At 64.3% G+C, this 22,451-nt stretch carries 17 protein-coding genes and 1 pseudogene; 10 read left to right on the forward strand and 8 right to left on the reverse strand.

All coding sequences use genetic code 11. From position 1 onward, the window contains the following. Nucleotides 1-18 precede the first annotated feature (18 nt). The 4 genes from rapZ to queF all read right to left on the reverse strand — a co-directional run bounded on the left by rapZ (nt 19) and on the right by queF (nt 3,711). Nucleotides 19-882, reverse strand: coding sequence for an RNase adapter RapZ (gene rapZ, locus ACFOPH_RS21180; RefSeq protein WP_379737153.1), 864 nt, complete (start codon nt 880-882; stop codon nt 19-21). Between the two features lie 221 nt (nt 883-1,103). Beyond that, nucleotides 1,104-2,039, reverse strand: a complete 936-nt coding sequence (gene hprK, locus ACFOPH_RS21185) for an HPr(Ser) kinase/phosphatase (RefSeq protein WP_229437698.1) — start codon at nt 2,037-2,039, stop codon at nt 1,104-1,106. A gap of 33 nt (nt 2,040-2,072) precedes the next feature. Next, nucleotides 2,073-2,555 carry a PTS sugar transporter subunit IIA gene (locus ACFOPH_RS21190; RefSeq protein ID WP_312551095.1) on the reverse strand — a complete coding sequence of 161 codons (483 nt, stop codon included), beginning with the start codon at nt 2,553-2,555 and terminating at the stop codon, nt 2,073-2,075. A 325-nt stretch (nt 2,556-2,880) separates the two neighbouring features. Beyond that, nucleotides 2,881-3,711 carry an NADPH-dependent 7-cyano-7-deazaguanine reductase QueF gene (queF, locus tag ACFOPH_RS21195; RefSeq protein ID WP_312551098.1) on the reverse strand — a complete coding sequence of 277 codons (831 nt, stop codon included), beginning with the start codon at nt 3,709-3,711 and terminating at the stop codon, nt 2,881-2,883. Nucleotides 3,712-4,019: 308 nt separating this feature from the next. Between queF and ACFOPH_RS21200 the strand changes: the two genes are divergently transcribed. Next, nucleotides 4,020-5,063: an IS110 family transposase gene (locus ACFOPH_RS21200; protein WP_379732773.1), complete on the forward strand. Its 1,044-nt coding sequence runs from the start codon at nt 4,020-4,022 to the stop codon at nt 5,061-5,063. A 421-nt stretch (nt 5,064-5,484) separates the two neighbouring features. Here ACFOPH_RS21200 and ilvA read toward each other — a convergent pair whose 3' ends face one another. After that, on the reverse strand, nt 5,485-7,017 hold the full coding sequence (ilvA, locus tag ACFOPH_RS21205) for a threonine ammonia-lyase, biosynthetic (RefSeq protein WP_379737154.1): 1,533 nt from the start codon (nt 7,015-7,017) through the stop codon (nt 5,485-5,487). 181 nt (nt 7,018-7,198) lie between these two features. Here ilvA and ACFOPH_RS21210 point away from each other — a divergent pair, with 181 nt between their 5' ends. From ACFOPH_RS21210 to ACFOPH_RS21225, 4 genes are all read left to right on the forward strand, one after another. Beyond that, nucleotides 7,199-7,702, forward strand: a complete 504-nt coding sequence (locus ACFOPH_RS21210; RefSeq protein ID WP_312551102.1) for a YqaA family protein — start codon at nt 7,199-7,201, stop codon at nt 7,700-7,702. Nucleotides 7,703-7,927: 225 nt separating this feature from the next. Further along, on the forward strand, nt 7,928-11,947 hold the full coding sequence (locus tag ACFOPH_RS21215) for a DUF3683 domain-containing protein (RefSeq protein WP_379737155.1): 4,020 nt from the start codon (nt 7,928-7,930) through the stop codon (nt 11,945-11,947). Nucleotides 11,948-11,958: 11 nt separating this feature from the next. Beyond that, a complete protein-coding gene (locus ACFOPH_RS21220) occupies nt 11,959-12,426 on the forward strand; it encodes an HIT family protein (protein ID WP_312551106.1) in 468 nt (155 codons plus the stop codon). Nucleotides 12,427-12,434: 8 nt separating this feature from the next. Next, complete coding sequence (locus tag ACFOPH_RS21225) at nt 12,435-12,869, forward strand: gamma-butyrobetaine hydroxylase-like domain-containing protein (protein WP_379737156.1); 435 nt, start codon at nt 12,435-12,437, stop codon at nt 12,867-12,869. 217 nt (nt 12,870-13,086) lie between these two features. On the opposite strand, the gene ACFOPH_RS21230 is transcribed toward ACFOPH_RS21225, so the two are convergent. The 3 genes from ACFOPH_RS21230 to ACFOPH_RS21240 form a co-directional block, all read right to left on the reverse strand. Next, nucleotides 13,087-14,094, reverse strand: a complete 1,008-nt coding sequence (locus tag ACFOPH_RS21230) for a fasciclin domain-containing protein (RefSeq protein ID WP_379737158.1) — start codon at nt 14,092-14,094, stop codon at nt 13,087-13,089. A 283-nt stretch (nt 14,095-14,377) separates the two neighbouring features. Next, complete coding sequence (locus ACFOPH_RS21235) at nt 14,378-14,581, reverse strand: cold-shock protein (protein WP_312551109.1); 204 nt, start codon at nt 14,579-14,581, stop codon at nt 14,378-14,380. A gap of 293 nt (nt 14,582-14,874) precedes the next feature. Beyond that, nucleotides 14,875-17,091, reverse strand: a complete 2,217-nt coding sequence (locus ACFOPH_RS21240) for a hybrid sensor histidine kinase/response regulator (protein WP_379737159.1) — start codon at nt 17,089-17,091, stop codon at nt 14,875-14,877. Nucleotides 17,092-17,245: 154 nt separating this feature from the next. On the opposite strand from ACFOPH_RS21240, the gene ubiE reads away from it, so the two are divergent. The 5 genes and pseudogenes from ubiE (at nt 17,246) to ACFOPH_RS21265 (ending at nt 22,013) form a co-directional block, all read left to right on the forward strand. Further along, on the forward strand, nt 17,246-17,980 hold the full coding sequence (gene ubiE, locus ACFOPH_RS21245) for a bifunctional demethylmenaquinone methyltransferase/2-methoxy-6-polyprenyl-1,4-benzoquinol methylase UbiE (RefSeq protein WP_312551111.1): 735 nt from the start codon (nt 17,246-17,248) through the stop codon (nt 17,978-17,980). A gap of 11 nt (nt 17,981-17,991) precedes the next feature. Next, a complete protein-coding gene (locus ACFOPH_RS21250; RefSeq protein ID WP_379737160.1) occupies nt 17,992-18,987 on the forward strand; it encodes a Tim44 domain-containing protein in 996 nt (331 codons plus the stop codon). A 113-nt stretch (nt 18,988-19,100) separates the two neighbouring features. Further along, nucleotides 19,101-19,709, forward strand: a pseudogene (locus ACFOPH_RS21255) (ubiquinone biosynthesis accessory factor UbiJ); the annotation flags it as partial. A 134-nt stretch (nt 19,710-19,843) separates the two neighbouring features. Further along, nucleotides 19,844-21,415: a ubiquinone biosynthesis regulatory protein kinase UbiB gene (gene ubiB, locus ACFOPH_RS21260; RefSeq protein WP_312550476.1), complete on the forward strand. Its 1,572-nt coding sequence runs from the start codon at nt 19,844-19,846 to the stop codon at nt 21,413-21,415. 1 nt (nt 21,416) lies between these two features. Further along, nucleotides 21,417-22,013, forward strand: coding sequence for a methyltransferase domain-containing protein (locus tag ACFOPH_RS21265; protein WP_379737161.1), 597 nt, complete (start codon nt 21,417-21,419; stop codon nt 22,011-22,013). Nucleotides 22,014-22,451 lie beyond the last annotated feature (438 nt).

The following is a 22,451-nucleotide window of genomic DNA, read 5'->3' on the forward strand; positions in this document are numbered from 1 at the left end:
CATGCCACCGAAGCACGCTTACGACTGCTCGCGATGCCTTAACACCACGCGCTCGGTCTCGCCGAAATACGCGGCCAGGCGCTCGGCCATGTACACCGAGCGATGCTGCCCGCCGGTGCAGCCGACGGCCACCGTCAGGTAGCTGCGGTTGTCGGTCTTGAACGACGGCAGCCACTTTTCGACGAACTTGCGGATGTCTTCCAGCATCTCGGCGGCGCTCGGCTGGGCGTCGAGGAAGGCGATCACCGGGGCGTCCTTGCCGGTCAGCGGGCGCAGTGACAGGTCGTAGTAGGGATTCGGGATGGCACGCACGTCGAACACGAAATCGGCGTCGAGCGGCACGCCGACCTTGAAGGCGAAGGATTCGAAGAACAGGGTCAGCGGCGCGTGTTTCACTTCCGCCAGCTCCTTGATCCAGGCGCGCAGTTTATTCGCCGAGGCTTCCGAGGTGTCGATCACGTGGCCCAGTTGCTCGATCGGCGCCAGGCGCTCGCGCTCCTCGGCGATGCATTCGATCAGGGTACGGCGCGAGGCCGGGTTTTCGCCGGGCCGCAGCTGGTGCGACAGCGGGTGGCTGCGGCGCGTTTCGGAAAAGCGCGCGACCAGCGAATGGGTGCTCGAGGTCAGGAACATGACCTTGAGCTCGTGGCCTTCTTCTTTCAGCGCACGGATGTTGATCGGCAATTCGACCAGCGACTCGGCGCTGCGCGCATCGACCGCCACCGCCAGCTTGGCGGTCTGCTGGGCGTCGACGGTCTTGACCAGGTGCGGCAGCAGGGCCGGCGGCAGGTTGTCGACGCAGTAGTAGCCCGCGTCTTCGAGGACGTTCAGGGCAACCGATTTGCCCGAGCCGGAGATGCCGGTAATGAGTACGATGTGCATGGCCCGATGATACCGCAACAGTAAGTCCTTGTCGCCGCCGGGCCGGCAAAATCTCGCTTGATGGACGTACATACCGGCAAATCGCGCGAGTTACCGCAGAAGAGAGCGGCGGGAATCAGTCTCCGCTCATCGCTTGGCGTTGGTGTAGCAGGGAATTCGCGGAGCATGCTCCGCGCCTGCGGAACGGTCTGCCCTTGCAAGGGCAGACTCCTTGGCAACACTCAGTCTCCGCTCATCGCTTGTCGTTGCCGCTCCATGAATTCCTGCAGCGTATCGATGCCGCGCAGCTGCAGGATGGTATTGCGCACCGCGGCCTCGAGCAGGACCGCGATGTTGCGGCCGGCCGCGACCGGAATCACGACCTTGCGGATCGGCAGGCCCAGCACTTCCTCGGTCGGGAAGTGGAAGGGCAGGCGCTCGACTTCCTCGTCGAGCACGCCGCGCTTGACCAGGTGGACGATGAGTTTCAGGCGCATCTTGCGGCGCACGGCGGTCTCGCCGAAGATCGCCTTGATGTCCAGCAGGCCCAGGCCGCGCACTTCCAGCAGGTTCTGCAGCAGCGGCGGGCAGCGGCCCTCGATCATGTTCGGCGCGATGCGCGAGAACTCGACCGCGTCGTCGGCGACCAGGCCGTGCGAGCGCGAGATCAGTTCCAGGCCGAGCTCGCTCTTGCCGAGGCCCGAGTCGCCGGTGATCAGCACGCCCACGCCCAGCACGTCCATGAAGACGCCGTGCATGATGACGCGTTGCGCCAGTTTCTTGGACAGGTAGACGCGCAGGAAGTCGATCACCTGGGCCGCCGGCAGCGGGGTGGAGAACAGCGGGATGTTCTGCTCGTCGCAGATGGCGAGGATGTCGGGCGGGGTTTCCAGGCCCTGCGCGATGATCAGGGCAGGCGGGCCGCCGCCGATCAGCTCGCCGATCACGTGGGTGCGCGAGCTCGATTTCAGGCGGTGGTAGTAGTTCAGTTCCTGGTGCCCGAACACCTGGATCCGGCCCGGGTGGATCAGGTTCAGGTGGCCGACCTGGTCGGCGGCCGAGGCGACGTCGCCGGAGATCAGGCGCTCGCCGCCGGGAAAGCCGGCGAACCAGCCGAGTTGCAGGCTGTCGCGGTTATCGTCGTACAGCCTTTGGATGGTGAGCGGAGTCTGCAGCATGGCACGCGGTCCTGGGGGAATGAACCCCCCAGTTTAACCCAAGGCCTGCAAGCTGGGTTGCCAGTTGATAATACGTTCGTGCACCGAGCGCGGATCCGGGTCGGTGGCCAGCGCATTGCGGATCGCCTCGTCCGAGAACAGCTCGGCGATCTCGGACAGGATTTCCAGGTGCTGCTGGGTCACGTGGTCCGGGATCAGGAGGAAGAACAGCAGGCTGACCGGGCGGCCGTCCGGCGACTCGAAGGGAATCGGCGAGGACAGGCGGACAAAGGCCGCGATCGGGTTCTTCAAGCTCTTGCTGCCCTTGATGCGCCCGTGCGGGACGGCGACGCCATGGCCCAGGCCGGTGGAGCCGAGGCGCTCGCGTGCGAACAGGTTGTCCGTCACGGTCGAGCGCGCGATACCGCAGTTGTTCTCGAAAATGAGTCCCGCCTGTTCGAAGGCGCGCTTCTTGCTCGACACTTCGATGTCGAGCTGGACGTTTTCGAGCGAGAGGATTTTGCTAAGATTGGTCATAACACGCTTTTGGATGGTGCGGCGGACTTGCGGAGCAGAATTATAGGCCGGTTCCGTTGGCCTGACATTCGATTTCGCGTCGGTATCCTACCCCTGTCACGGACCGGTTTCGAGCCCTTATCGCGTCTTGCGCGAAGCAGTATTTGCGCTTTCGCAAGGTCCAACGCAATTTCCGCTACGAAAAACTCGATCCCCTGGGCGAAACTGGGGCTGGAATCCCGTTTCGCCGTCTTTTCCTCGTATTTGGGGACGCTTTCCGAAAACCGGAGATCCCAAACGATTGTTGTTTTTTCGTCAGTAACTGTGGCTTGAAAGGCACACTGTATTACTGGCGCGCGCCGCGCAGGTTATGCGGGCGGCCGGTGCTGAAGTTGGCGCGCCAGGGATTGATGTCGAGGCCGCCGCGACGGGTATAACGCGCATAGACCGCGAGCTGGCTCGGTTTGCACTGGCGCAGGATGTCCATGAAGATGCGTTCGACACATTGTTCATGGAATTCGTTGTGCTCGCGGAATCCGATCAGGTAGCGCAGCAGGCCTTCCTGGTCGATCTGCGGACCGGCGTAGCGGATCTGCACGCTGCCCCAGTCCGGCTGGCCGGTGACCAGGCAGTTCGACTTGAGCAGGTTCGACACCAGCGTTTCCTCGACCGGGGCTTCGTCGAAGTTCGCGCTCAGGAGTTCGGGCGCCGGCGTGTAGGCATCGATGTCGATGTCCAGGCGGTCGAGCGACAGGCCCTCGAGTTCGCCCATTTTCAGCTTGCCGAAGTTGTCCGGCTCGGTCAGCGTGACGTGGACCGGCGCGCCGAAGGCGTTCGACAGGTCCTCGCGCAGCAGCGCCAGCAGGGCGTCGGTGTTCGCCAGGCGGGTCTGGTTGAAGGAGTTCAAATACAGCTTGAACGACTTCGACTCGACGATGTTCGGCGAATCGGCCGGGGCGCTGATGGTGGCGATCGCCACCTGCGGCTTGCCGCGCATGTTCAGCCACGACAATTCATAGGCATTCCAGATGTCCACGCCGAAGAAGGGTAACGTTCCCTTGATCGCCAGCTCGTCGCGCTTTTGCTGGCGCGCGATCGGGAACAGCAGCTCGGGAGCGTACTGGGTCTGGTAAGCGGAGGTTTTGCCGAGTGGCGATTGATCGGGAGTATTGTTCATGATCTGGTCTCGATGAGTTGGCGCTGCGCACTATCTCTTGATGCATGCGCGGTCGGATGCCGGACCGGTGCGGCAAAGCCGCGTATCGTACACCTTTCTGCGGATGGGTGGGCGTTTCGGTGGGATGGGGTGGGCGGGGGGATTGCGAGGGAATGTGGGGCTGTTGCCTGAACCGTTATTGGTTCGCATGATCCGCGTGGGCACAAGTGCCCACCCTAATGTGATGGACTCCACCCTCCTGATATCGGCATCATTGTGCCAAGCGTGCCAGATTGGACTGGCAAGCTAAAACAAGAGGGGGAGTCACCATGAATGCTAGCGCAAAAGTGGTTGGTTTGGATATTGCGAAGGACGTGTTCTTCGCGGTCGGGCTCGATGGACACGGCAAGCGGGTGTTCAAGCGTAAGCTTTCTCGAGACCAGGTGCTTGCGCAGTTCGCGCAGATGGCCCCGGCGATGATTGGTATCGAAGCCTGCGCAGGTTCGCATTACTGGGCACGCAAGCTCGTGGAAATGGGGCACGACGCCAAACTGATTGCGGCCCAACACGTCAGGGCATATGTCACTGGTAACAAAAACGACATGAACGACGCTGCTGCAATTGCCGAGGCACGCTCGCGCGGTTCGACCAAGTATGTGCCGATCAATACGGCTGCACAGCAAGATTTACAGATGCTGCACCGCGCTCGCAGCGCCCTGATGACAGAACGGGTGGCGATGATCAACAGGATCCGGGCATTTGCCGGCGAATATGGCCGGGTATTTCCCAAGCGCGTGGAAAGATTGCGCGACGGACTGAAAGCATGGCTGAACGATCCGGACAATGGTTTGTCTGGTATGGCCCTGGAGACATTCCGGGAGCTCAAGGCCCAGCTGGACGACAAGGACGAGAGGATTCAGGCGTACGACCGACGTTTGAATCAGGCAGCCAGGTCGGAACTGGCGAAGAAACTGATGGAAGTGCCGGGTGTAGGGCCGTTGACGGCAACGGCAGTGCAGGCAACGATCGCCGATCCGCACCACTACAAGAGCGCGCGAGACTTTGCAGCGAATTTAGGCCTCGTGCCACGCGAGCATAGCAGTGGAGGCAAGCAGCGCTTGTATGGCATTACCTGCAGGGGCGACAGCTACCTGCGCACCCTGCTCATACACGGAGCGCGCAGTGCGCTGAGAACAGCAAGCGGCAAGCCCGACAAGCTGCTGCAATGGGCAACAAGGCTGGCAGAACGGCGCAGTTTCAACGTTGCCGCGACTGCGCTGGCCAACAAGATGGCCAGGGTGATCTGGGCGCTGATCGCGCACGGACGTCCTTATGTTCCGGCCTGGTCGAAAGACACGCCCAGGCCGGCCTGAAAAGACTGTCGAGTAACTCAGCAACAACAAGGAGCAATCGCCAAGTTTGCGACGAGAAGAACGAATGATGCCAACAGGTCGAACCGGCGTCGGGTGAATCCGTAAACTGTAGTGGCCATCAAGGCCGTCACCCTATGAGGATCCTGACGCGCGTATCACATCAGGGCCAGAGCACTGGAAACGCTCAACATACAGGCCGAATAGATACAAGCAAACTCTTCCTAACGGCAAAAATTCAATCTTCTTCTTGCAAATCGGGTGGAGTCCATAGATACGGTCACCGCCAACAGCGAGTTCATACGAAACCCGGATACGCAGCGTAACCTGTAGGGTGGGCTCTCGAGCCCACGCGGATCACGCACACCGCTAACGCCACAGGCAACAGCCCCACGTCCTCAGGCGCAGGAAAGCGCCCAGCCGATCACAGGAACAGCTTATAGACCGGATTCGCGCTCTCGTCCCAATACCGGTAGCCCAGCGTCGCCAGGAACTGCCTGAACTCGTCCATTTCTTCGGCGGGCACTTGCAGGCCGACCAGGATGCGGCCGACGTCGCCGCCCTGGTTGCGGTAGTGGAACAGCGAGATGTTCCAGTTCGGCGCCATGCTGTCCAGGAAGCGCATCAGGGCGCCGGGGCGTTCGGGGAATTCGAAGCGGTACAGCAGCTCGTCGTGCGCCAGCGTGCTTTTGCCGCCGACCAGGTGGCGGATGTGCAGCTTGGCCAGTTCGTCGTGGGTCAGGTCGACGGTAGGAAAGTCGTGCTGTTCGAAGGTGCGCGCCAGCAGGCCGGATTCGCCGCGGCTGCCGACCTGCACGCCCACGAACACATGGGCCTGGCGCTCGTCGCTGATGCGGTAGTTGAACTCGGTGACGTTGCGCGGGCCGACCAGCGCGCAGAAGCGGCGGAAGCTGCCGCGCTGCTCGGGAATCGTCACCGCGAACACGGCCTCGCGCGACTCGCCCACCTCGGCCCGTTCGGCGACGAAGCGCAGGCGGTCGAAGTTCATGTTGGCGCCGCAGGCGACCGCCACCAGGGTCTCGTTCTTCACCGGCTGGCGGCTCATCTGCGAGCGCTCGACATAGGCCTTGGCGCCGGCCACGGCCAGCGCGCCGGCCGGCTCGAGGATGCTGCGGGTGTCCTGGAACACGTCCTGGATCGCGGCGCAGATGGCGTCGGTGTCGACCAGGATGATCTCGTCCACGACTTCCTTCGCCACCCGGAAGGTCTCTTCGCCGACCAGGCGCACCGCGGTGCCGTCCGAGAACAGGCCGACGTCGGGCAGGGTCACGCGCTCGCCCGCTTTCAGGCTCCTTGCCATCGCGTCCGAATCGATGGTCTGCACGCCGATGATCTTGATGTCGGGCCGCACCGCTTTCACATAGGCGCCGATGCCCGAGATCAGGCCGCCGCCGCCGATCGCGACAAAAATCGCGTGGATCGGACCCGAGTGCTGGCGCAGGATCTCCATCGCGATCGTGCCCTGGCCGGCGATGACGTCGGGGTCGTCGAAAGGGTGGACAAAGGTCAGCTTCTGTTCGCGCTCGAGCTGGATCGCGTGGTTGTAGGCGTCGGTGTACGAGTCGCCGTGCAGCACCACTTCGACCGCCGCGCCGCCGCGCGCCTTGACCGCCTCGATTTTTACTTGCGGGGTGGTGGTCGGCATCACGACCAGGGCGCGGCAGCCCAGGCGCGCGGCCGACAGGGCGACGCCCTGGGCGTGGTTGCCGGCCGAGGCGCAGATCACGCCGCGCTGCAGGGCCTCGGGCGAGAGGTGGGCCATCTTGTTGTAGGCGCCGCGCAGCTTGAAGCTGAACACGCTTTGCATGTCCTCGCGCTTGAAATAGATGCGGTTGGCGAAGCGCTGCGACAGCGTCGGCGCCAGTTCGAGCGGGGTTTCCTGGGCGACGTCGTAGACGCGGGCGGTCAGGATTTTCTTCAGGTAGTCGGTGGTCATGGTCGGAGGGGATGAATGAAAAAGCCAGTGTCCTGGTTCCGGTGACGCGAGACTGTATTTCCCTGGGCGGGTGGCCGAGGCGTGCAGCCGATACGAAGCGCTGGGTCGCAGGCTCGTCGTATCGTGTCGAAGCGATGGATTTTCCTCATTATAATGGACAGCTCCGACTTCACGTTCTCCCATGATTGAAACCGCCGTCCTCTGGCTGCTGAAAGTCCTCGCCGCTCCCACAGTCGGGCTCACGTCGGTCTTCGTCATCTCCTTCGTTTCCGCCACCCTGGTGCCGCTCGGCTCCGAGCCGGCCGTGTTCGCCGTCGTGAAGGCGAACGAGGCGATGTTCTGGCCGGCGATCCTGGTCGCCACCGTCGGCAACACCCTCGGCGGCGTGCTGAACTACGGGATCGGCTACCGGGCCAAGATCGCGTTTGCGAAAGAGCGCCAGAGCCGCTGGTTCGGCTGGCTGCGCCGCTTCGGGGCGAAAACCATGCTGCTGTCCTGGCTGCCGGGCATCGGCGACCCGCTGTGCTCGCTGGCGGGCTGGCTGCACCTGCCGTTCTGGCCGAGTGTGATGTACATGGCCATCGGCAAGCTCGCGCGCTATCTCACCATGACGGCGGCGCTGCTGTACATACCGGACGGGTTCTGGAAGCAGATCGGGGACATGGTCACGCAGGTTACCGGTTGATCCTGGTCGCGTTGCTTGCATACCCGATGCGATTCGGATGGGCTTGTTCGGCGGCACATTTTCGATGCCTGTAAGGCTGTCCATGCAAACGAAATTTGCATAGACAGGCTCTCGTGCATATTTTGTTGCTTGCCCCTTCCGCGGCAAATCCCGCCAACCCAGCGTTGTGCGCCGCAATAAGCTAGAATGATTGTCCTTCGGGCCAGTCCAAACCTCATCTCATCCATGAACGCCCCAGCACAAATCCACACCCTCCTCGCCGACAACGCGCCGGCACGCCTGCGCGAAATCCCCTACAACTACACCTCGTTCTCCGACCGCGAGATCGTGATCCGCCTACTGGGTGAGTCGTCGTGGAAGCTGCTCGACGAGCTGCGCGGCGCGCGCCAGACCGGGCGCTCGGCGCGCATGCTGTACGAGGTACTGGGCGACATCTGGGTGGTGCGCCGCAACCCCTACCTGCAGGACGACCTGCTCGACAACCCGAAGCGCCGCCAGAAGCTGATCGACGCGCTGCACCACCGCCTGGCCGAAGTCGAGAAGCGCCGGGTCACGTCCGATGCTACGGTGGACGCGGCCGAAGGCGATGCCGCAACCGCGGCCGCACGCAGCGCCGCCGTCGAGCAATTGCTGCAGGCTGCCCGTAAAGCCGTCGACGACTTCGGTCGCGAATTCCGCGACATGTACGACCTGCGCAAGCGCGCCCGCGCCGTGCTCGGCGCCTACACCGATAAACGCAACATCCGCTTCGACGGCATGCACCGCGTCTCGCACGTGACCGACGCCACCGACTGGCGCGTCGAATATCCCTTCCTGGTCCTGGTTCCGGACAGCGAGGAAGAGATGGCCGGCCTGGTGAAAGGCTGCATCGAACTCGGCTTGACCATCATCCCGCGCGGCGGCGGCACCGGTTATACCGGCGGCGCGATTCCCTTGAGCCCGATGTCGGCCGTGATCAACACCGAAAAGCTGATCGCCCTGGGCGAGGTCGAGATGACCCGCCTGCCGGGCGTGGACCGCGACTACGCGACCATCCACACCGGCGCCGGCGTGGTGACCCAGCGCGTCTCGCAGGCGGCCGAGAAGGCCGGCTTCGTGTTCGCGGTCGACCCGACCTCGGCCCACGCTTCCTGCATCGGCGGGAACATCGCCATGAACGCGGGCGGCAAGAAGGCCGTCCTGTGGGGCACGGCGCTCGACAACCTGGCGTCCTGGCGCATGGTCGACCCGAACGGCGACTGGCTGGAAGTCACGCGCATGGACCACAACCTGTCGAAGATCCACGACGCGCCGGTTGCCACCTTCAAGCTCGAATGGACGCATCCGGCCGTGAAGGGCGCACCGAAGGGCGTGCCGTTCCGCACCGAGACCCTTACCATCGAAGGCCGCAGGTTCCGCAAGGAGGGCCTGGGCAAGGACGTGACCGACAAGTTCCTGGCCGGCCTGCCGGGCATCCAGAAAGAGGGCACGGACGGCCTGATCACCTCGAGCCGCTGGATCCTGCACAAGATGCCGAAGTACACGCGCACCGTGGCGCTGGAATTCTTCGGCCAGGCGCGCGACGCGATCCCGTCGATCGTCGAGATCAAGGATTACCTCGACAGCCTGCCGAAGAGCGGCAAGCCCGAATTCGCCACCCTGCGCCTGGCGGGCCTGGAGCACCTGGACGAGCGCTACCTGCGCGCGGTCGGCTATGCCACCAAGTCCAAGCGCGGCACGCTGCCGAAGATGGCGTTATTTGGAGATATTGTTGGCGACGACGAGAACGCCGTCGCCATGGCGGCCTCGGAAGTGGTGCGCATCGCGAACACCCGCGTCGGCGAAGGTTTTATTGCCGTCAGCCCGGAAGCGCGCAAGAAATTCTGGCTCGACCGCGCCCGCACCGCGGCGATCGCGCGCCACACCAACGCCTTCAAGATCAACGAGGACGTCGTCATTCCGCTGAACCGGATGGGCGAGTACACCGACGGCATCGAGCGCATCAACGTCGAGCTGTCGATCAAGAACAAGCTGCAACTGGCCGAGCAGCTGCGCACTTATCTCTCGGGCGGCAACCTGCCGCTGGAGAAGAGCGACGACGCCACCGGCGACACGGTCGCGCGCGACGAGATCATGGGCGACCGCCCGCAGCAGGCGGTCGAACTCGTGGACAAGGTGGCCGCGCGCTGGACCTACGTGCTGGCCAACCTCGACCAGCCGCTGCGCGCCGTGCATCCCCAGCTCGACGAACTCGGCCTCGGTCAGCTGTCCGCCGTGATCGACCAGCGCATCGGCACCCAGCCGGATGCCACGCTGTTCGACGTGGTCCAGGACCACACGCTGCGCATCTCGTGGAAGAACGAACTGCGCGCGCCGCTGCGCCAGATCTTCAACGGCGCCGCCTACAAATGCATCCTCGACGAGTGCACCGCGATCCACAAGCGGGTGCTGCGCTCGCGCGTGTTCGTGGCGCTGCACATGCATGCCGGCGACGGCAACGTTCATACGAACCTGCCGGTGAACTCGGACGACTACGCGATGCTCCAGGATGCACACCAGGCGGTCGAGCGCATCATGCGGTTGGCGCGTTCGCTGGACGGCGTGATCTCGGGCGAACACGGCATCGGCATCACCAAGCTCGAATTCCTGACCGATGATGAGATCCAGGAGTTCCGCGATTACAAGCTGCGGATCGACCCGGAAGGCCGCTTCAACAAGGGCAAGCTGCTGAACCTGGAAGGCGCCCACGCCGACCTGCGCAATGCCTATACGCCGTCCTTCGGCCTGATGGGCCACGAGTCGCTGATCATGCAGCAGAGCGACATTGGCGAAATTGCCAACAGCATCAAGGACTGTCTGCGCTGCGGGAAGTGCAAGCCGGTCTGCACCACCCACGTGCCGCAGTCGAATTTGCTGTACTCGCCGCGCGACAAGATCCTGGCAACGTCGGCCCTGATCGAAGCCTTCCTCTACGAGGAGCAGACCCGCCGCGGCGTCTCGATCCGCCACTGGGAAGAATTCGAGGACGTCTCCGACCACTGCACCGTGTGCCACAAATGCGTGACCCCGTGCCCGGTCAACATCGACTTCGGCGACGTCTCGATGAACATGCGTAACCTGCTGCGCAAGATGGACAAGCGCAGCTTCAAGCCGGCCAACCGCGCGGCCATGTTCTTCCTGAACGCGACCGACCCGACGACGATTAACGCCACGCGCAAGGCGATGGTCGACTTCGGCTTCAAGGCCCAGCGCCTGGGTAACAGCCTCTTGAAAAGCCTGGCGAAGGACCAGACCAAGGCGCCGCCGCCGACCACCGGCAAGGCGCCGGTGCGCGAGCAGGTGATCCACTTCATCAACAAGAAAATGCCGGGCAATCTGCCGAAGAAGACGGCACGTGCACTGCTGGACATCGAGGACGACAAGGTCATCCCGATCATCCGCAACCCGAAGACCACCAGCGCCGACACCGAAGCCGTGTTCTACTTCCCGGGCTGCGGCTCGGAGCGCCTGTTCTCGCAGGTCGGCCTGGCGACCCAGGCGATGCTGTGGGAAGTGGGCGTGCAGACCGTGCTGCCGCCGGGCTACCTGTGCTGCGGTTACCCCCAGCGCGGCGCCGGCCAGTACGACAAGGCCGACAAGATGGTGACGGACAACCGCGTGCTGTTCCACCGCATGGCCAACACGCTGAACTACCTCGACATCAAGACGGTCGTGGTGTCGTGCGGCACCTGCTACGACTCGTTGGCGAACTACGAGTTCGAGAAGATCTTCCCGGGCTGCCGCCTCATCGACATCCACGAGTACCTGCTGGAGAAGGGCGTCAGGCTGGAAGGCGTGAACGGCACCCGCTACATGTACCACGACCCCTGCCACACGCCGATGAAGATGCAGGATTCGATCAAGACCGTGAACGCGCTGGTGCAGACCGTGGACAACGTGAAGATCGAGAAGAACGAGCGCTGCTGCGGCGAGTCCGGCACCTTCGCCGTGACGCGTCCGGACATCGCGACCCAGGTCCGCTACCGCAAGGAGAGCGAGATCGAGAAGGGCGCGGCCAAGCTGCGCGCCGACGGTTTCGAGGGCGAAGTGAAAGTGCTGACCAGCTGCCCGTCCTGCCTGCAGGGCCTGTCGCGCTACAACGGCGACGCCGACACCAGCGCCGACTACATCGTCGTCGAGATCGCCAAGCACCTGCTGGGCGAGAACTGGCTGCCGGACTACGTGGCGCGCGCCAACAACGGCGGCATCGAAAGGGTCCTGGTATAAAGGATATTGATATGACTGACACCCTGATCCGCGCGCCGGGCTGCGAACTGTGCGACCTGTCCGCCTTGAAGCCGGTCTATGCCGACAGCAAACTGTCGGTGATCATCGTCGACGACGCCAACTACCCCGGCTTTTGCCGCGTCATCTGGCGCGACCATGTGCGCGAGATGAGCGACCTGTCGCGTGAGGACCGCTTGCTGCTCAATGAAGCCGTCCACGAGGTCGAACTGGCCGTGCGCGAGGTGATGAAACCGGCCAAGGTCAACGTGGCCAGCCTGGGCAACGTGGTGCCCCACCTGCACTGGCATATCATCCCGCGCTACACTGACGACGCGCACTTCCCGGCGCCCGTGTGGGCGGCGGCGGTGCGCCAGACTGAAGAAACCCATCTGGCGGCGCGCCGTGCGCTGCTGCCCGAATTTGCCGACGCGCTTGCCGACGCGCTTTCCAGCGCGATGCGGCGCATGAACCAAGGATAAACAGAGAAATGCCCAACCCGACCGAACTGGCCGTGCGCCAGAAATCCCGCCTGCTCGACATCGCGTTCGACGACGGCAGCAATTTTTCGATTCCCTTCGAACTGCTGCGCGTGTATTCGCCTTCGGCCCTGGTGACCGGTCACGGCCCCGGCCAGGAAGTGCTGCAAATCGGCAAGCGCGAAGTGGGCGTCACCGGCGTCGAGCCGGTCGGCAACTACGCCATCAAGCCCATCTTCGACGACGGCCACGACAGCGGCATCTATACCTGGGCCTACCTGTACAAGCTGGGCAGCGAACACGACGCGCTGTGGAAGGACTACCTGGCGCGCCTGGAACAGGCCGGTTACGCCGGCGACAGCGGCCGCGACCCGAGCAGCGCCCCGGCGCCGGCGCGCAGCAGCGGCGGTGGGTGCGGCAGCGGCAGCTGCGGCTGCTCGAACTGACGCCTTATCAACAGCCGTAGGGTGGGCACGGGGCGTCCACCCTACGAAAACAGCCAGGGTGGACGGCTTCCACCCGACTGCTCGAAGTAGTAGGGTGGGCGCCCCTGTGCCCACGCGTGAAGCCTGCGTCGTGTTGGCGTTGATAAGCGCTGCGTCTGCTCATCGTTTACGCGTGGGCACGTTCGTCATTGAGGCCCCCGGCCTCAATGACCCCACCTTACAAGGTCGGAATCAGGACCTTGTCGATGACGTGGATGACGCCATTGCTTGCCCGCACGTCGACCGCGACGATGTTGGCCAAGGTCGAGGTCGTATCCCGGATGGCCGGCGGCGTGCCTGCCACGAAGCTGATGGTTTGCATGGACACCGTCGGAACCGGCGTGTCGTAGGGGATCTGCGTCGACAGGACCTGTCCCGGGACGACGTGATAGGTCAGGATCGTGCGCAGCTGTGCGGTGCTGAAATTCAGTGGCGTGGCAGGGAAAGCAGCGTTGGTCGGGGCAAATACGGTGAACGGTCCGGCGCCGCTGAGCGTGCCTTGCAGGTCCGCCACCACGAGCGCGCTGACGAGCGAGCTGAAGGTTGGGTTGACCTGGGCCATCTGGACGATGTTCAACAGGCCTGGCGGAATGAGCACCTTGTCGATCGCATGGATGACGCTGTTGCGTGCGGGAATATCCGGGGTAACGACGGTCGCCACGGTCAAGGCGGCATCCGTGATCTTCACGCCGTTGCTGAAATGGAACCGCAGCGTGGCGGGCGCATTCTCGAACGTATAGGCCGTCTGCTGTGTCGGGCCGCCTGCGCTAAGATCGGCAGCGAGCTTTTTCGAACCCAGCACATGGTAGTTCAGGATGCTTTGCAGGGTGTCTGACGGCAAGGCATTGACCATGGCCGTGGCATCGGCAAAGCCCAATTGCTTCGCCAGCGTGTCGAACGCCTGGTCGGTCGGCGCGAATACCGTCAATTGCGCATTGGGGTCGCTGAAGCTGCCAATACTGGCCTTGGTCACCGCCGCCACGAACGCATTGAAACCTTGCTCTTTCGCGACCACAGCAATTGTTCCCGTGAACGAGAAGTCATTCTCATCATCATCGCTGCCGCCGCAGCCTCCCAGCGTGACCGCGAATGCGATCACTGCCAACCCGCACTTCAAAAAATTCCTTAGTTTCATTTCATCCTCCGAATCGGTGGCGAACAGTCGAAAAAAGGCATCCAGGAACAAGCAGTGGCATCCAGGCCGGTAGCGCCAGTCACGCTTGCTGCTGGTTGGAGTATAGGTAGAGGGGATAGCGGTACGCGAAGGCGGCACGATTCAACATGCACCGATACCGGTTCATTCGCAGGACAAGCACCGTCGGTCGAGACGATATGTAAGCTTTTGCGGACAGGAACGCGCCATGACGCGCAAGGGTGTCGCGCAGCCCGGACACCAGGCAGACAGAAATGAAAAAAGCCAGCTTGCGCTGGCTCTTTGCTTTGCGGACCGGCCAGGGCCGGCAACACGCTTATTGCGGCTGGATGTTGGCAGCCTGCTTGCCCTTCGGACCGGTGGTGATCTCGAAGGTCACGCGCTGGTTTTCGGCCAGCGACTTGAAGCCTTGCACGTTGATCGCCGAGAAGTGGGCGAACACGTCTTCACCGCCGCCGTCAGGCGTGATGAAACCGAAACCTTTTGCATCGTTGAACCATTTAACGGTACCGCTCGTCATGATGTTACTCCCCTAAAGATATTTGTTGTTATGCCTTGCCTTACTACTCGGTGTGGTGCGCATGACGCCAGCGCCGGACTCAACAAAGCGTTTTTATTATAGGGATAAGTTGACAATAGTGAAGCACAATTCGTCACACTTTTTTATGGTCGAGTGGGTTGAAAGCGACGTTTCATGGATTTTGCATGGTTCAGCATGCCGAATCACAGGCTGAGCGTTTCCTTCAGTTGCGTAGCGTTGCGCGGCGATATCTCTAATTTCTTTCAGTTATCATGCATGAGGTGCGACCACGCTCACGACGCCGTCGAGCGCGACAGCAGATCGACCAGCTGCTCGATCGTGTAGGGCTTGGCCAGCACCTGTACGCCCGGCACGGCGATCTGCTGCTCGGTGTAGCCGGACGCCAGCACCACCGGCAGGTTCGGGTAGCGCTGCCGGAGGATGCCGGCCAGGTCGATGCCGCTGACCTGGCCCGGCATCACGACATCCGAAAACACCACGTCGGGGCGGCGCGTCGCGCCATCGAGCAGGCGCAGGGCGGCTTCGCCGTCTTCCGCCACCAGCACCTCGAAGCCGCTCTCGTCCAGGGCGCGCGCCACGGCCTCGCGCACCAGCGCATCGTCTTCGACGAACAGCACGGTGCCCGTGCCCTTGATGCGGGCCGGTCCGATACCGGTAGCCGCTCCCGGAGCGGCCACCCCGGACGCTCCAGTCGCGCGCGGCAGGTACAGGTCGACCCGCGTGCCGATGCCGGCGATGCTGTCGAGGACCAGGGTGCCGCCGGCCTGCACGGCGAAGGCATAGGCCTGGGGCAGGCCGAGGCCGGTGCCCTGGCCGGGCGGCTTGGTGGTGAAGAAGGGGTCGAGCGCACGCTCCATCACGTCCGGCGTCATGCCGCTGCCGCTGTCGGTCAGGGTGACCAGCACGTAGTCGCCGCGCGGCAGCGGGCCCGTACCGTCGAGCGAGACATTGTTCGCGTCCACGCGCAGCGTGCCGCCGCCGGGCATGGCGTCGCGCGCGTTGGTGGCCAGGTTCAGCAGGGCGACGTCGAACTGCAGCGGCTCGAAGGTGGTCGGCCACAGGTCCTCGGCGCAGTGCACCTCGACCGCGATGTCGCTCTGCAGCGAGCCTTTCATCAGCTGGACGGCGCTTTTCAGCTGGGCGCAGACGTCGACCGTGGCCAGGCGCGCCGTCTGCAGGCGGCCGAAGGAGCCGAGCTGGCCGGTCAGGGCGGTGGCGCGGGCGACCGTGCGCTTGCAGGTGTCGAGCAGGTTCTGGACCTTGTCGTTGCCGCGCGTGGCGAAGCCGGTCAGCTGCAGGGCGGTGGTCAGGGTCTGCAGCAGGTTGTTGTATTCGTGGGCGATGCCGCCGGTGAGGCGGCCCAGGGCTTCGAGTTTCTGGTTCTTCAGCAGGGCCTGCTGGGCGCGCTCGGTGGCGGCGACCGCCTCGGCCACGCGCGCTTCCAGCTCGGCCTGGGCGTGGTGGATGCGCTTGCCGGCCTCGGCCAGGTGGCGGGCGACGCTGTCGATCTCGTGCCAGTTGGCGCTCCGGTAGCTGACCTGGCGGCCTTCGCCGAGCGCCTGCGCGCTGCGTCCGAGCGCTTCGATCGGGCCGATGGCGCGATGCGCGAAAAGCCGCGCCGCGACCAGGCCCAGCACCAGCAGCAGGCCCATCAGGCCGCCCAGCAGGGCCGCCGCGCGCAGCGGCGCGGCGCGCAACTCGCTGCGCGGCATGCTCAGCAGGACTTTCCAGCCCGCGTTCGGCACGCTGCTGGCGTACACGCGCGATGCGATATTGTCGAGGGTGACCGATTCGTAGATGGTCTCATCCTTCCCGGCGATATGGCGGCGCGTGGTCTCGCGCACCGCCTTGCCGACGTACTGCTCCGGCTGGCGCGAGCGCGCGACCACGATGCCGTTGCGGTCGACCACGGTCGCGAGCCAGGTATCGGGCACGCGCTGGCGCACCAGAAGACGCTGCAGGGAACTGGCGTTGACGCCCATCGCCAGCCGGTAGCGGATCTGGCCGTCGAGCTTGACCGGGACCTGGATCGCGAAGTCGTGGCGTTTGGCGACCTGCGCCATGAACAGGTCCGACACCAGGGTGCGGTCGAGGCCGTAACGTTCGGCCAGCGCGCCGAGGTTGGAGCTGGTGCGCACCGGCAGCGCGCTGCCGTAGGGGCGGCGGGTGTTGAGCAGCTGGCGGTCGTCCAGCGTGAGCAGGATCAGGGTCGATTCGGGCGACGGCATGACGCTGCGTGCGTGCGCGTAGAACGCGGGCAGGTCACCCGCGGCCAGCGAGGGCGACTTGGCCAGCACGCGCAGTACCTCTTCCTTCGTTTCCAGCTCGTTGTCGACCAGCAAGGCCATCGCGCGGGCCGTATCGAGCATGTTCCGGTCCTGCACGGCACGGGCGTCGCGGTACACGTAAGCCATGGCGATGGCCGCCGCCACGAAGGAGGGGACCAGGACCGAGAGCACGAGTAGGAGCAGGCGCGACCGGGTACGCATGGTGCATGAACGGATCGAAAGAGGTCAGGGGAAACGCAGAATTATAAAAAGGGTAAATACCAGCGTCGCGCACGGCTGAGCGGGCCGAGCGGCCCGAAATCCTGGGTCTGCGTAGCGCTTGTATAATGCGACAAGATCAAACTGTCCATTCGCTATGACCAATACCACCCATTTCGGTTACAAGACCGTGTCCGAGGACGAGAAGGTCCACGAGGTCGCCAAGGTATTTCACTCCGTCGCGTCGAAGTACGACGTGATGAACGACCTGATGTCCGGCGGCCTGCACCGCATCTGGAAGACGTTCACCATCGCCCAGGCCGGCATTCGCCCCGGCTTCAAGGTGCTCGACATCGCGGGCGGCACCGGCGACCTGTCGAAGGCCTTCGCCAAGCAGGCCGGACCGAGCGGGGAAGTCTGGCTTACCGACATCAACGAATCGATGCTGCGCGTGGGGCGCGACCGCTTATTGAATAAGGGCCTGGTCACCCCCACCTTGCTGTGTGACGCAGAGAAGTTGCCGTTCCCGGACAATTATTTTGACCGGGTCAGCGTGGCCTTCGGCCTGCGCAACATGACGCACAAGGACCAGGCACTGGCGGAAATGCGCCGCGTGCTGAAACCCGGCGGCAAGTTGCTGGTGCTGGAGTTCTCGAAAGTGGCGGCGCCCCTGCAGAAGCCCTACGACCTGTATTCGTTCTCCGTGCTGCCGTGGCTGGGCAAGCGCATCGCCAACGACTCGGAAAGCTACCGCTACCTGGCCGAGTCGATCCGCATGCACCCGGACCAGGAGACGCTCAAGACCATGATGCAGGACGTGGGACTGGAACGCGTGCAGTATTTCAACCTGACGGCAGGCGTCGCGGCGCTGCATACCGGTATCAAAATGTGAGGGGTAGGACGATGAAAAAATTCTTGGTCACCATGATGCTGGCGGTTACCGCCACCTCGATGATTGCGGAAGCGGTCGCCCGTCCGATGGGCGGCAAGCGCTCCTTCGGCCGCCAGTCGCAGACCGTGCGCCAGATGCCGGCCCCGGCACCGGCGCCGGCGCCGGCCGCCCCGGTCAACCGCCAGGCTGCGCAACCCGCACCAGCGGCCCCGGCCGCCGCCGGCGCTGCCGGCGCCGCCGCTTCGCAAGCCGCGAAACGTTCGAGCCCGTGGAAAGGCATCCTGGGCGGCGCGCTCCTCGGCCTGGGCCTGGGCGCCCTGTTCTCGCACCTGGGCATCGGCGGCGCCATGGCCTCGGTGCTGTCGTCGATCCTGATGTTCGCGCTGCTGGCGCTGGCCGTCATGTTCATCGTGCGCATGTTCCGCCGCAAGGACACCCCGGCCAACCCGTCCTTCCAGGGCGGCTTCAGCCAGCAGCCGGTGCCGGCCGGCGCCACGCCGCATATCGGTTCCGGTCTCGGCCAGTCGCAGCCGCAAGCCTTCCAGGCCCAGCAGCCGGCGGGCGCGGTGGGTGGTCTTTCGCTGGACAAGGCGGCGCCGCTGGGCGCGGCCGCAGGGCACACCCCATGGGGCGTGCCGGCCGATTTCGACACCGAGGCCTTCCTGCGCCACGCCAAGTCCTCCTTCATCCGCCTGCAGGCGGCCTGGGACAAGGGCGACGTCAACGACCTGCGCGAATTCACCACGCCGGAAGTGTTCGCCGAGCTGAAGACCCAGATCCTGGAGCGCGGCGGCAATGCCGACTACACCGACGTGGTGTCGATCGACGCCCAGCTGCTGGGCATCGAGACCACCGCCACCGACTACCTGGCCAGCGTCCAGTTCAACGGCATGATCCGCACCGCGCCGAACGCGCCGGCCGAGCCGCTGGCCGAGGTCTGGAACATGTCGAAACCCCTGTCGGGCAATGGTGGTTGGGTACTTGCTGGCATTCAGCAGATCGCTTAATCAATAATTCTTTGCAAACTTTCCCGTGCGCCGGGGTTTGTGCCCGGCAAACTGGTAAGATCGAAGCCGCCCGCGCTGTCCCGGGCGGCTTTGTTTTTTAGCGACCATCATTCATGTTTCCGAGTCCAACTTTTCTCTCGCCGCAACGCACGCTGAACGCGTCCGCGGTGGCGGCGATCAACCACTTGCTGGCCCAGGAGGACTGGGCGCGGGCCGCCCTGCGCCGCCATGCCGGCAAGCTGGCCTGCATCGATACCGGGCACCTGCAGCTGCGCCTGCGCGTGGCCGCCGACGGCCTGCTCGAGGCCGGCGAGGCCGAGGCGGCCGCCAACGTCACCATCCACGTCAAGCTGAGCGACCTGCCGCTGATCGCGGCGAATCGCGAGCGGGCCTTTTCCTATGTGCGCATCGAAGGCGATGCCGAGTTCGCGAACACGGTCTCGCAGCTGAGCAAGGGCTTGCGCTGGGAACCGGAACATGACTTGGAGCGCCTGTTCGGGCCGATCGGCGCGACCCGCCTGGCCGGCGGCGCCCGCAGCGCGCTGTCGAATGCCCGCGCCACCGGACGCCGCATGGCGGAGAACCTGGCCGAGTTCCTGGTCGAGGAGCAGCCGGTGCTGGTGCGTCCGCACGAGGTCGAGGAATTCGGCGCCGACGTGGTGCGCCTGCGCGACGACATCGAGCGCAGCGCCAAGCGCATCGCCAAACTGGAGCAGATGCTGGCGAAGGCCACGGCCGCTCCAGCGACGCACGACGTGATACTCCGCCCCACCCACGATGTAACGCTGCACACGGCGCCAGGCGGCGCCGTCATTCCGACAACCCGCCCCAGCGGGGACACCAGCCTGGATCGCTAATGATATTGAAATTCCTGCGCCTGCTTAAAATCTTCACGGTCGTCATCAAGTATGGCCTCGATGAAATCGCGATGTCCGGTCTCCAGGTCCCGCGCACCGCAAGACTAATCAGCGGCATCTTCTTCTGGCGCAGGATCACGACGCCGCGCGCGATCCGCCTGCGCCTGGCGCTCGAGGAACTGGGCCCGATCTTCATCAAGTTTGGCCAGGTGCTGTCGACCCGGCGCGACCTGATGCCGCCGGATATTGCCAACGAACTCTCCCTGCTGCAGGATCGCGTGCCGCCTTTCGGCTCGGACCTGGCGATCGCCCAGATCACGCGCTCGCTGGGCGCGCCGCCGGACCAGCTGTTCGCCAGCTTCGACCCGGTGCCGGTGGCGTCGGCCTCGATCGCGCAGGTGCACTTCGCCAAGCTGAAGAACGGCCGCGACGTCGCGGTCAAGGTGCTGCGTCCGGGCATGAAGAAAACCATCGACGAGGACATCGCCCTGATGTACATGGCGACCGGCCTGATCGAAAAGCTGTGGGCCGAGAGCCGCCTGCTCAAGCCGCGCGAGGTGGTCGCCGAGTTCGACAAATACCTGCACGACGAACTCGACCTGATGCGCGAGGCGGCCAACGCCAGCCAGCTGCGCCGGAACTTCGCCGATTCCGATTTGCTGCTGGTGCCGGAGATGTTCTGGGACTATTGCTCGAGTAACGTGATCGTCATGGAGCGCATGCACGGCATTCCGGTGTCGCAGATCGACCGCCTGGCGGCCGAGGGCGTGGACCTGAAAAAGCTCTCCAGCGATGGCGTGGAAATTTTTTTCACCCAAGTATTCCGTGACGGCTTCTTCCACGCCGACATGCACCCGGGGAACATCCTGGTCTCGGTCGAGCCGGAAACCTTCGGGCGCTACATTGCGCTCGACTTCGGCATCGTCGGCACCCTGAACGACTTCGACAAAGATTACCTGTCGCAGAACTTCCTCGCCTTCTTCCGCCGCGACTACAAACGCGTCGCCGAGGCCCACATCGAATCGGGCTGGGCGCCGCGCCATACCCGCGTCGACGAACTGGAAGCGGCGGTGCGCGCCTGCTGCGAGCCGATCTTCGACCGTCCGTTGAAGGACATCTCGTTCGGCCAGATCCTGCTGCGCCTGTTCCAGACCTCGCGCCGCTTCAATGTCGAGGTCCAGCCCCAGCTCGTGCTGCTGCAGAAGACCCTGCTCAACATCGAAGGCCTGGGACGCCAGCTCGACCCCGAGCTCGACCTGTGGAAGACCGCCAAGCCGCACCTGGAACGCTGGATGACCGAACAGGTCGGCTGGCGCGGCTTCGTCGAGCGCCTGAAGGCCGAGGCGCCGCGCTACGCCCACATCTTCCCGCAGCTGCCACGCCTGATGCACCAGGCACTGGAACGCCACGCCCAGCCGCATGAGATCACCAACCACGAGATGATGAACCGCATGCTGCACGAGATCCGCCGCAGCAACCGCATGCTCGGCGTCCTGGCCTGGCTGGCCGGCGGCGTGACCTCGGGCCTGCTGCTGGCGGCTCTGCTGAACCGTTTCGGCGGCGGCGCCTGACATGCCGGAATTCGCCAGCCGCGACCCGCGTACGCCGGGTTTCTGGGACGAGCGCTTCGAGCAGGGTTTTACGCCCTGGGACCGCGGCGGCGTGCCGCAAGGCTTGCGCGACTTCGTGGCCCGTGCGCCCGCGCCGCTGGCGACCCTGATCCCCGGCTGCGGCAGCGGCTACGAACTGGCTTTCCTGTGCGAGGCGGGCTGGGACGCGGTGGCGATCGATTTCTCGCCGGCCGCGGTCGAGACCGCGAAGGGGGCGGTGGGGCCGTGGGCGGGCAGGGTGGTCGAGGCCGACTTTTTTACTTACGCGCCGCCGCGTCCCCTGGAACTGATCTACGAGCAGGCTTTCCTGTGCGCGATGCCGCCGGTCCTGTGGCCGCGCCTGGCCGCGCGCTGGGCCGAGCTGCTGCCGGCCGGCGGCCTGCTGGCCGGTTTCTTCTTCTTCGGGGAGTCGCCGAAAGGGCCGCCCTTCGGTATCGCCCGCGCGGCGCTGGATGCATTGCTGCTGCCGCATTTCGAATGCGTCGAGGACGAACCGGTCGAGGATTCGCTGCCCGTTTTCGCCGGCAAGGAACGCTGGATGGAATGGCGCCGCCGTTGATCCCCGTAGGGTGGGCAGCTCTACCCGCGATACGCGAGTCGACGCGCCGGGTGCGCTGCCCACGCGGCGATAGGTAGAGGCAAGATCCTCGCGCCCGATGTCGGAGCCGATAACGATCACCGCGTGGGCGGGGAACCCGCCCACCCTACGAAAAGCGCCACTCCCCGCACGCGCAAAAAAAACGCCCGCATCAGCGGGCTTTCTTAAATGCAGCGTTCTTGTACGGCCATGCGGCGATTTGCATCGCGCAAACTTCTGTTTCTTAAACCTGTCAGCCGGCGGACGCACCATCCGTCGGCAAAGTATGCTGTCGAGAAATATATTTAAACATCCTAGTTGATGTTCAGCAAAGAAAAACTGACAGAATGCTGACGAAAAACAACACTGTCGCGCTGCCGGACAGTCCGCAGGCCTGTGTGACCGACCTCGCAGCGGGGC

The organism is Massilia haematophila (assembly GCF_042647645.1).
In the GTDB taxonomy this organism is placed as follows: Bacteria; Pseudomonadota; Gammaproteobacteria; order Burkholderiales; family Burkholderiaceae_D; genus Telluria; species Telluria haematophila.

Bases quoted from the DNA above. Each gene is read 5' to 3' on its own strand.
- ACFOPH_RS21220 (WP_312551106.1), top strand. From the start codon at position 11,959: ATGACTGACACCCTGATCCGCGCGCCGGGCTGCGAACTGTGCGACCTG.
- ACFOPH_RS21235 (WP_312551109.1), bottom strand. From the start codon at position 14,581: ATGACGAGCGGTACCGTTAAATGGTTCAACGATGCAAAAGGTTTCGGT.
- ubiB (WP_312550476.1), top strand. From the start codon at position 19,844: ATGATATTGAAATTCCTGCGCCTGCTTAAAATCTTCACGGTCGTCATC.
- queF (WP_312551098.1), bottom strand. From the start codon at position 3,711: ATGAACAATACTCCCGATCAATCGCCACTCGGCAAAACCTCCGCTTAC.
- rapZ (WP_379737153.1), bottom strand. From the start codon at position 882: ATGCACATCGTACTCATTACCGGCATCTCCGGCTCGGGCAAATCGGTT.
- ACFOPH_RS21265 (WP_379737161.1), top strand. From the start codon at position 21,417: ATGCCGGAATTCGCCAGCCGCGACCCGCGTACGCCGGGTTTCTGGGAC.
- ACFOPH_RS21225 (WP_379737156.1), top strand. From the start codon at position 12,435: ATGCCCAACCCGACCGAACTGGCCGTGCGCCAGAAATCCCGCCTGCTC.
- ACFOPH_RS21190 (WP_312551095.1), bottom strand. From the start codon at position 2,555: ATGACCAATCTTAGCAAAATCCTCTCGCTCGAAAACGTCCAGCTCGAC.
- ACFOPH_RS21200 (WP_379732773.1), top strand. From the start codon at position 4,020: ATGAATGCTAGCGCAAAAGTGGTTGGTTTGGATATTGCGAAGGACGTG.
- hprK (WP_229437698.1), bottom strand. From the start codon at position 2,039: ATGCTGCAGACTCCGCTCACCATCCAAAGGCTGTACGACGATAACCGC.
- ilvA (WP_379737154.1), bottom strand. From the start codon at position 7,017: ATGACCACCGACTACCTGAAGAAAATCCTGACCGCCCGCGTCTACGAC.
- ACFOPH_RS21250 (WP_379737160.1), top strand. From the start codon at position 17,992: ATGAAAAAATTCTTGGTCACCATGATGCTGGCGGTTACCGCCACCTCG.
- ACFOPH_RS21240 (WP_379737159.1), bottom strand. From the start codon at position 17,091: ATGCGTACCCGGTCGCGCCTGCTCCTACTCGTGCTCTCGGTCCTGGTC.
- ACFOPH_RS21210 (WP_312551102.1), top strand. From the start codon at position 7,199: ATGATTGAAACCGCCGTCCTCTGGCTGCTGAAAGTCCTCGCCGCTCCC.
- ACFOPH_RS21215 (WP_379737155.1), top strand. From the start codon at position 7,928: ATGAACGCCCCAGCACAAATCCACACCCTCCTCGCCGACAACGCGCCG.
- ubiE (WP_312551111.1), top strand. From the start codon at position 17,246: ATGACCAATACCACCCATTTCGGTTACAAGACCGTGTCCGAGGACGAG.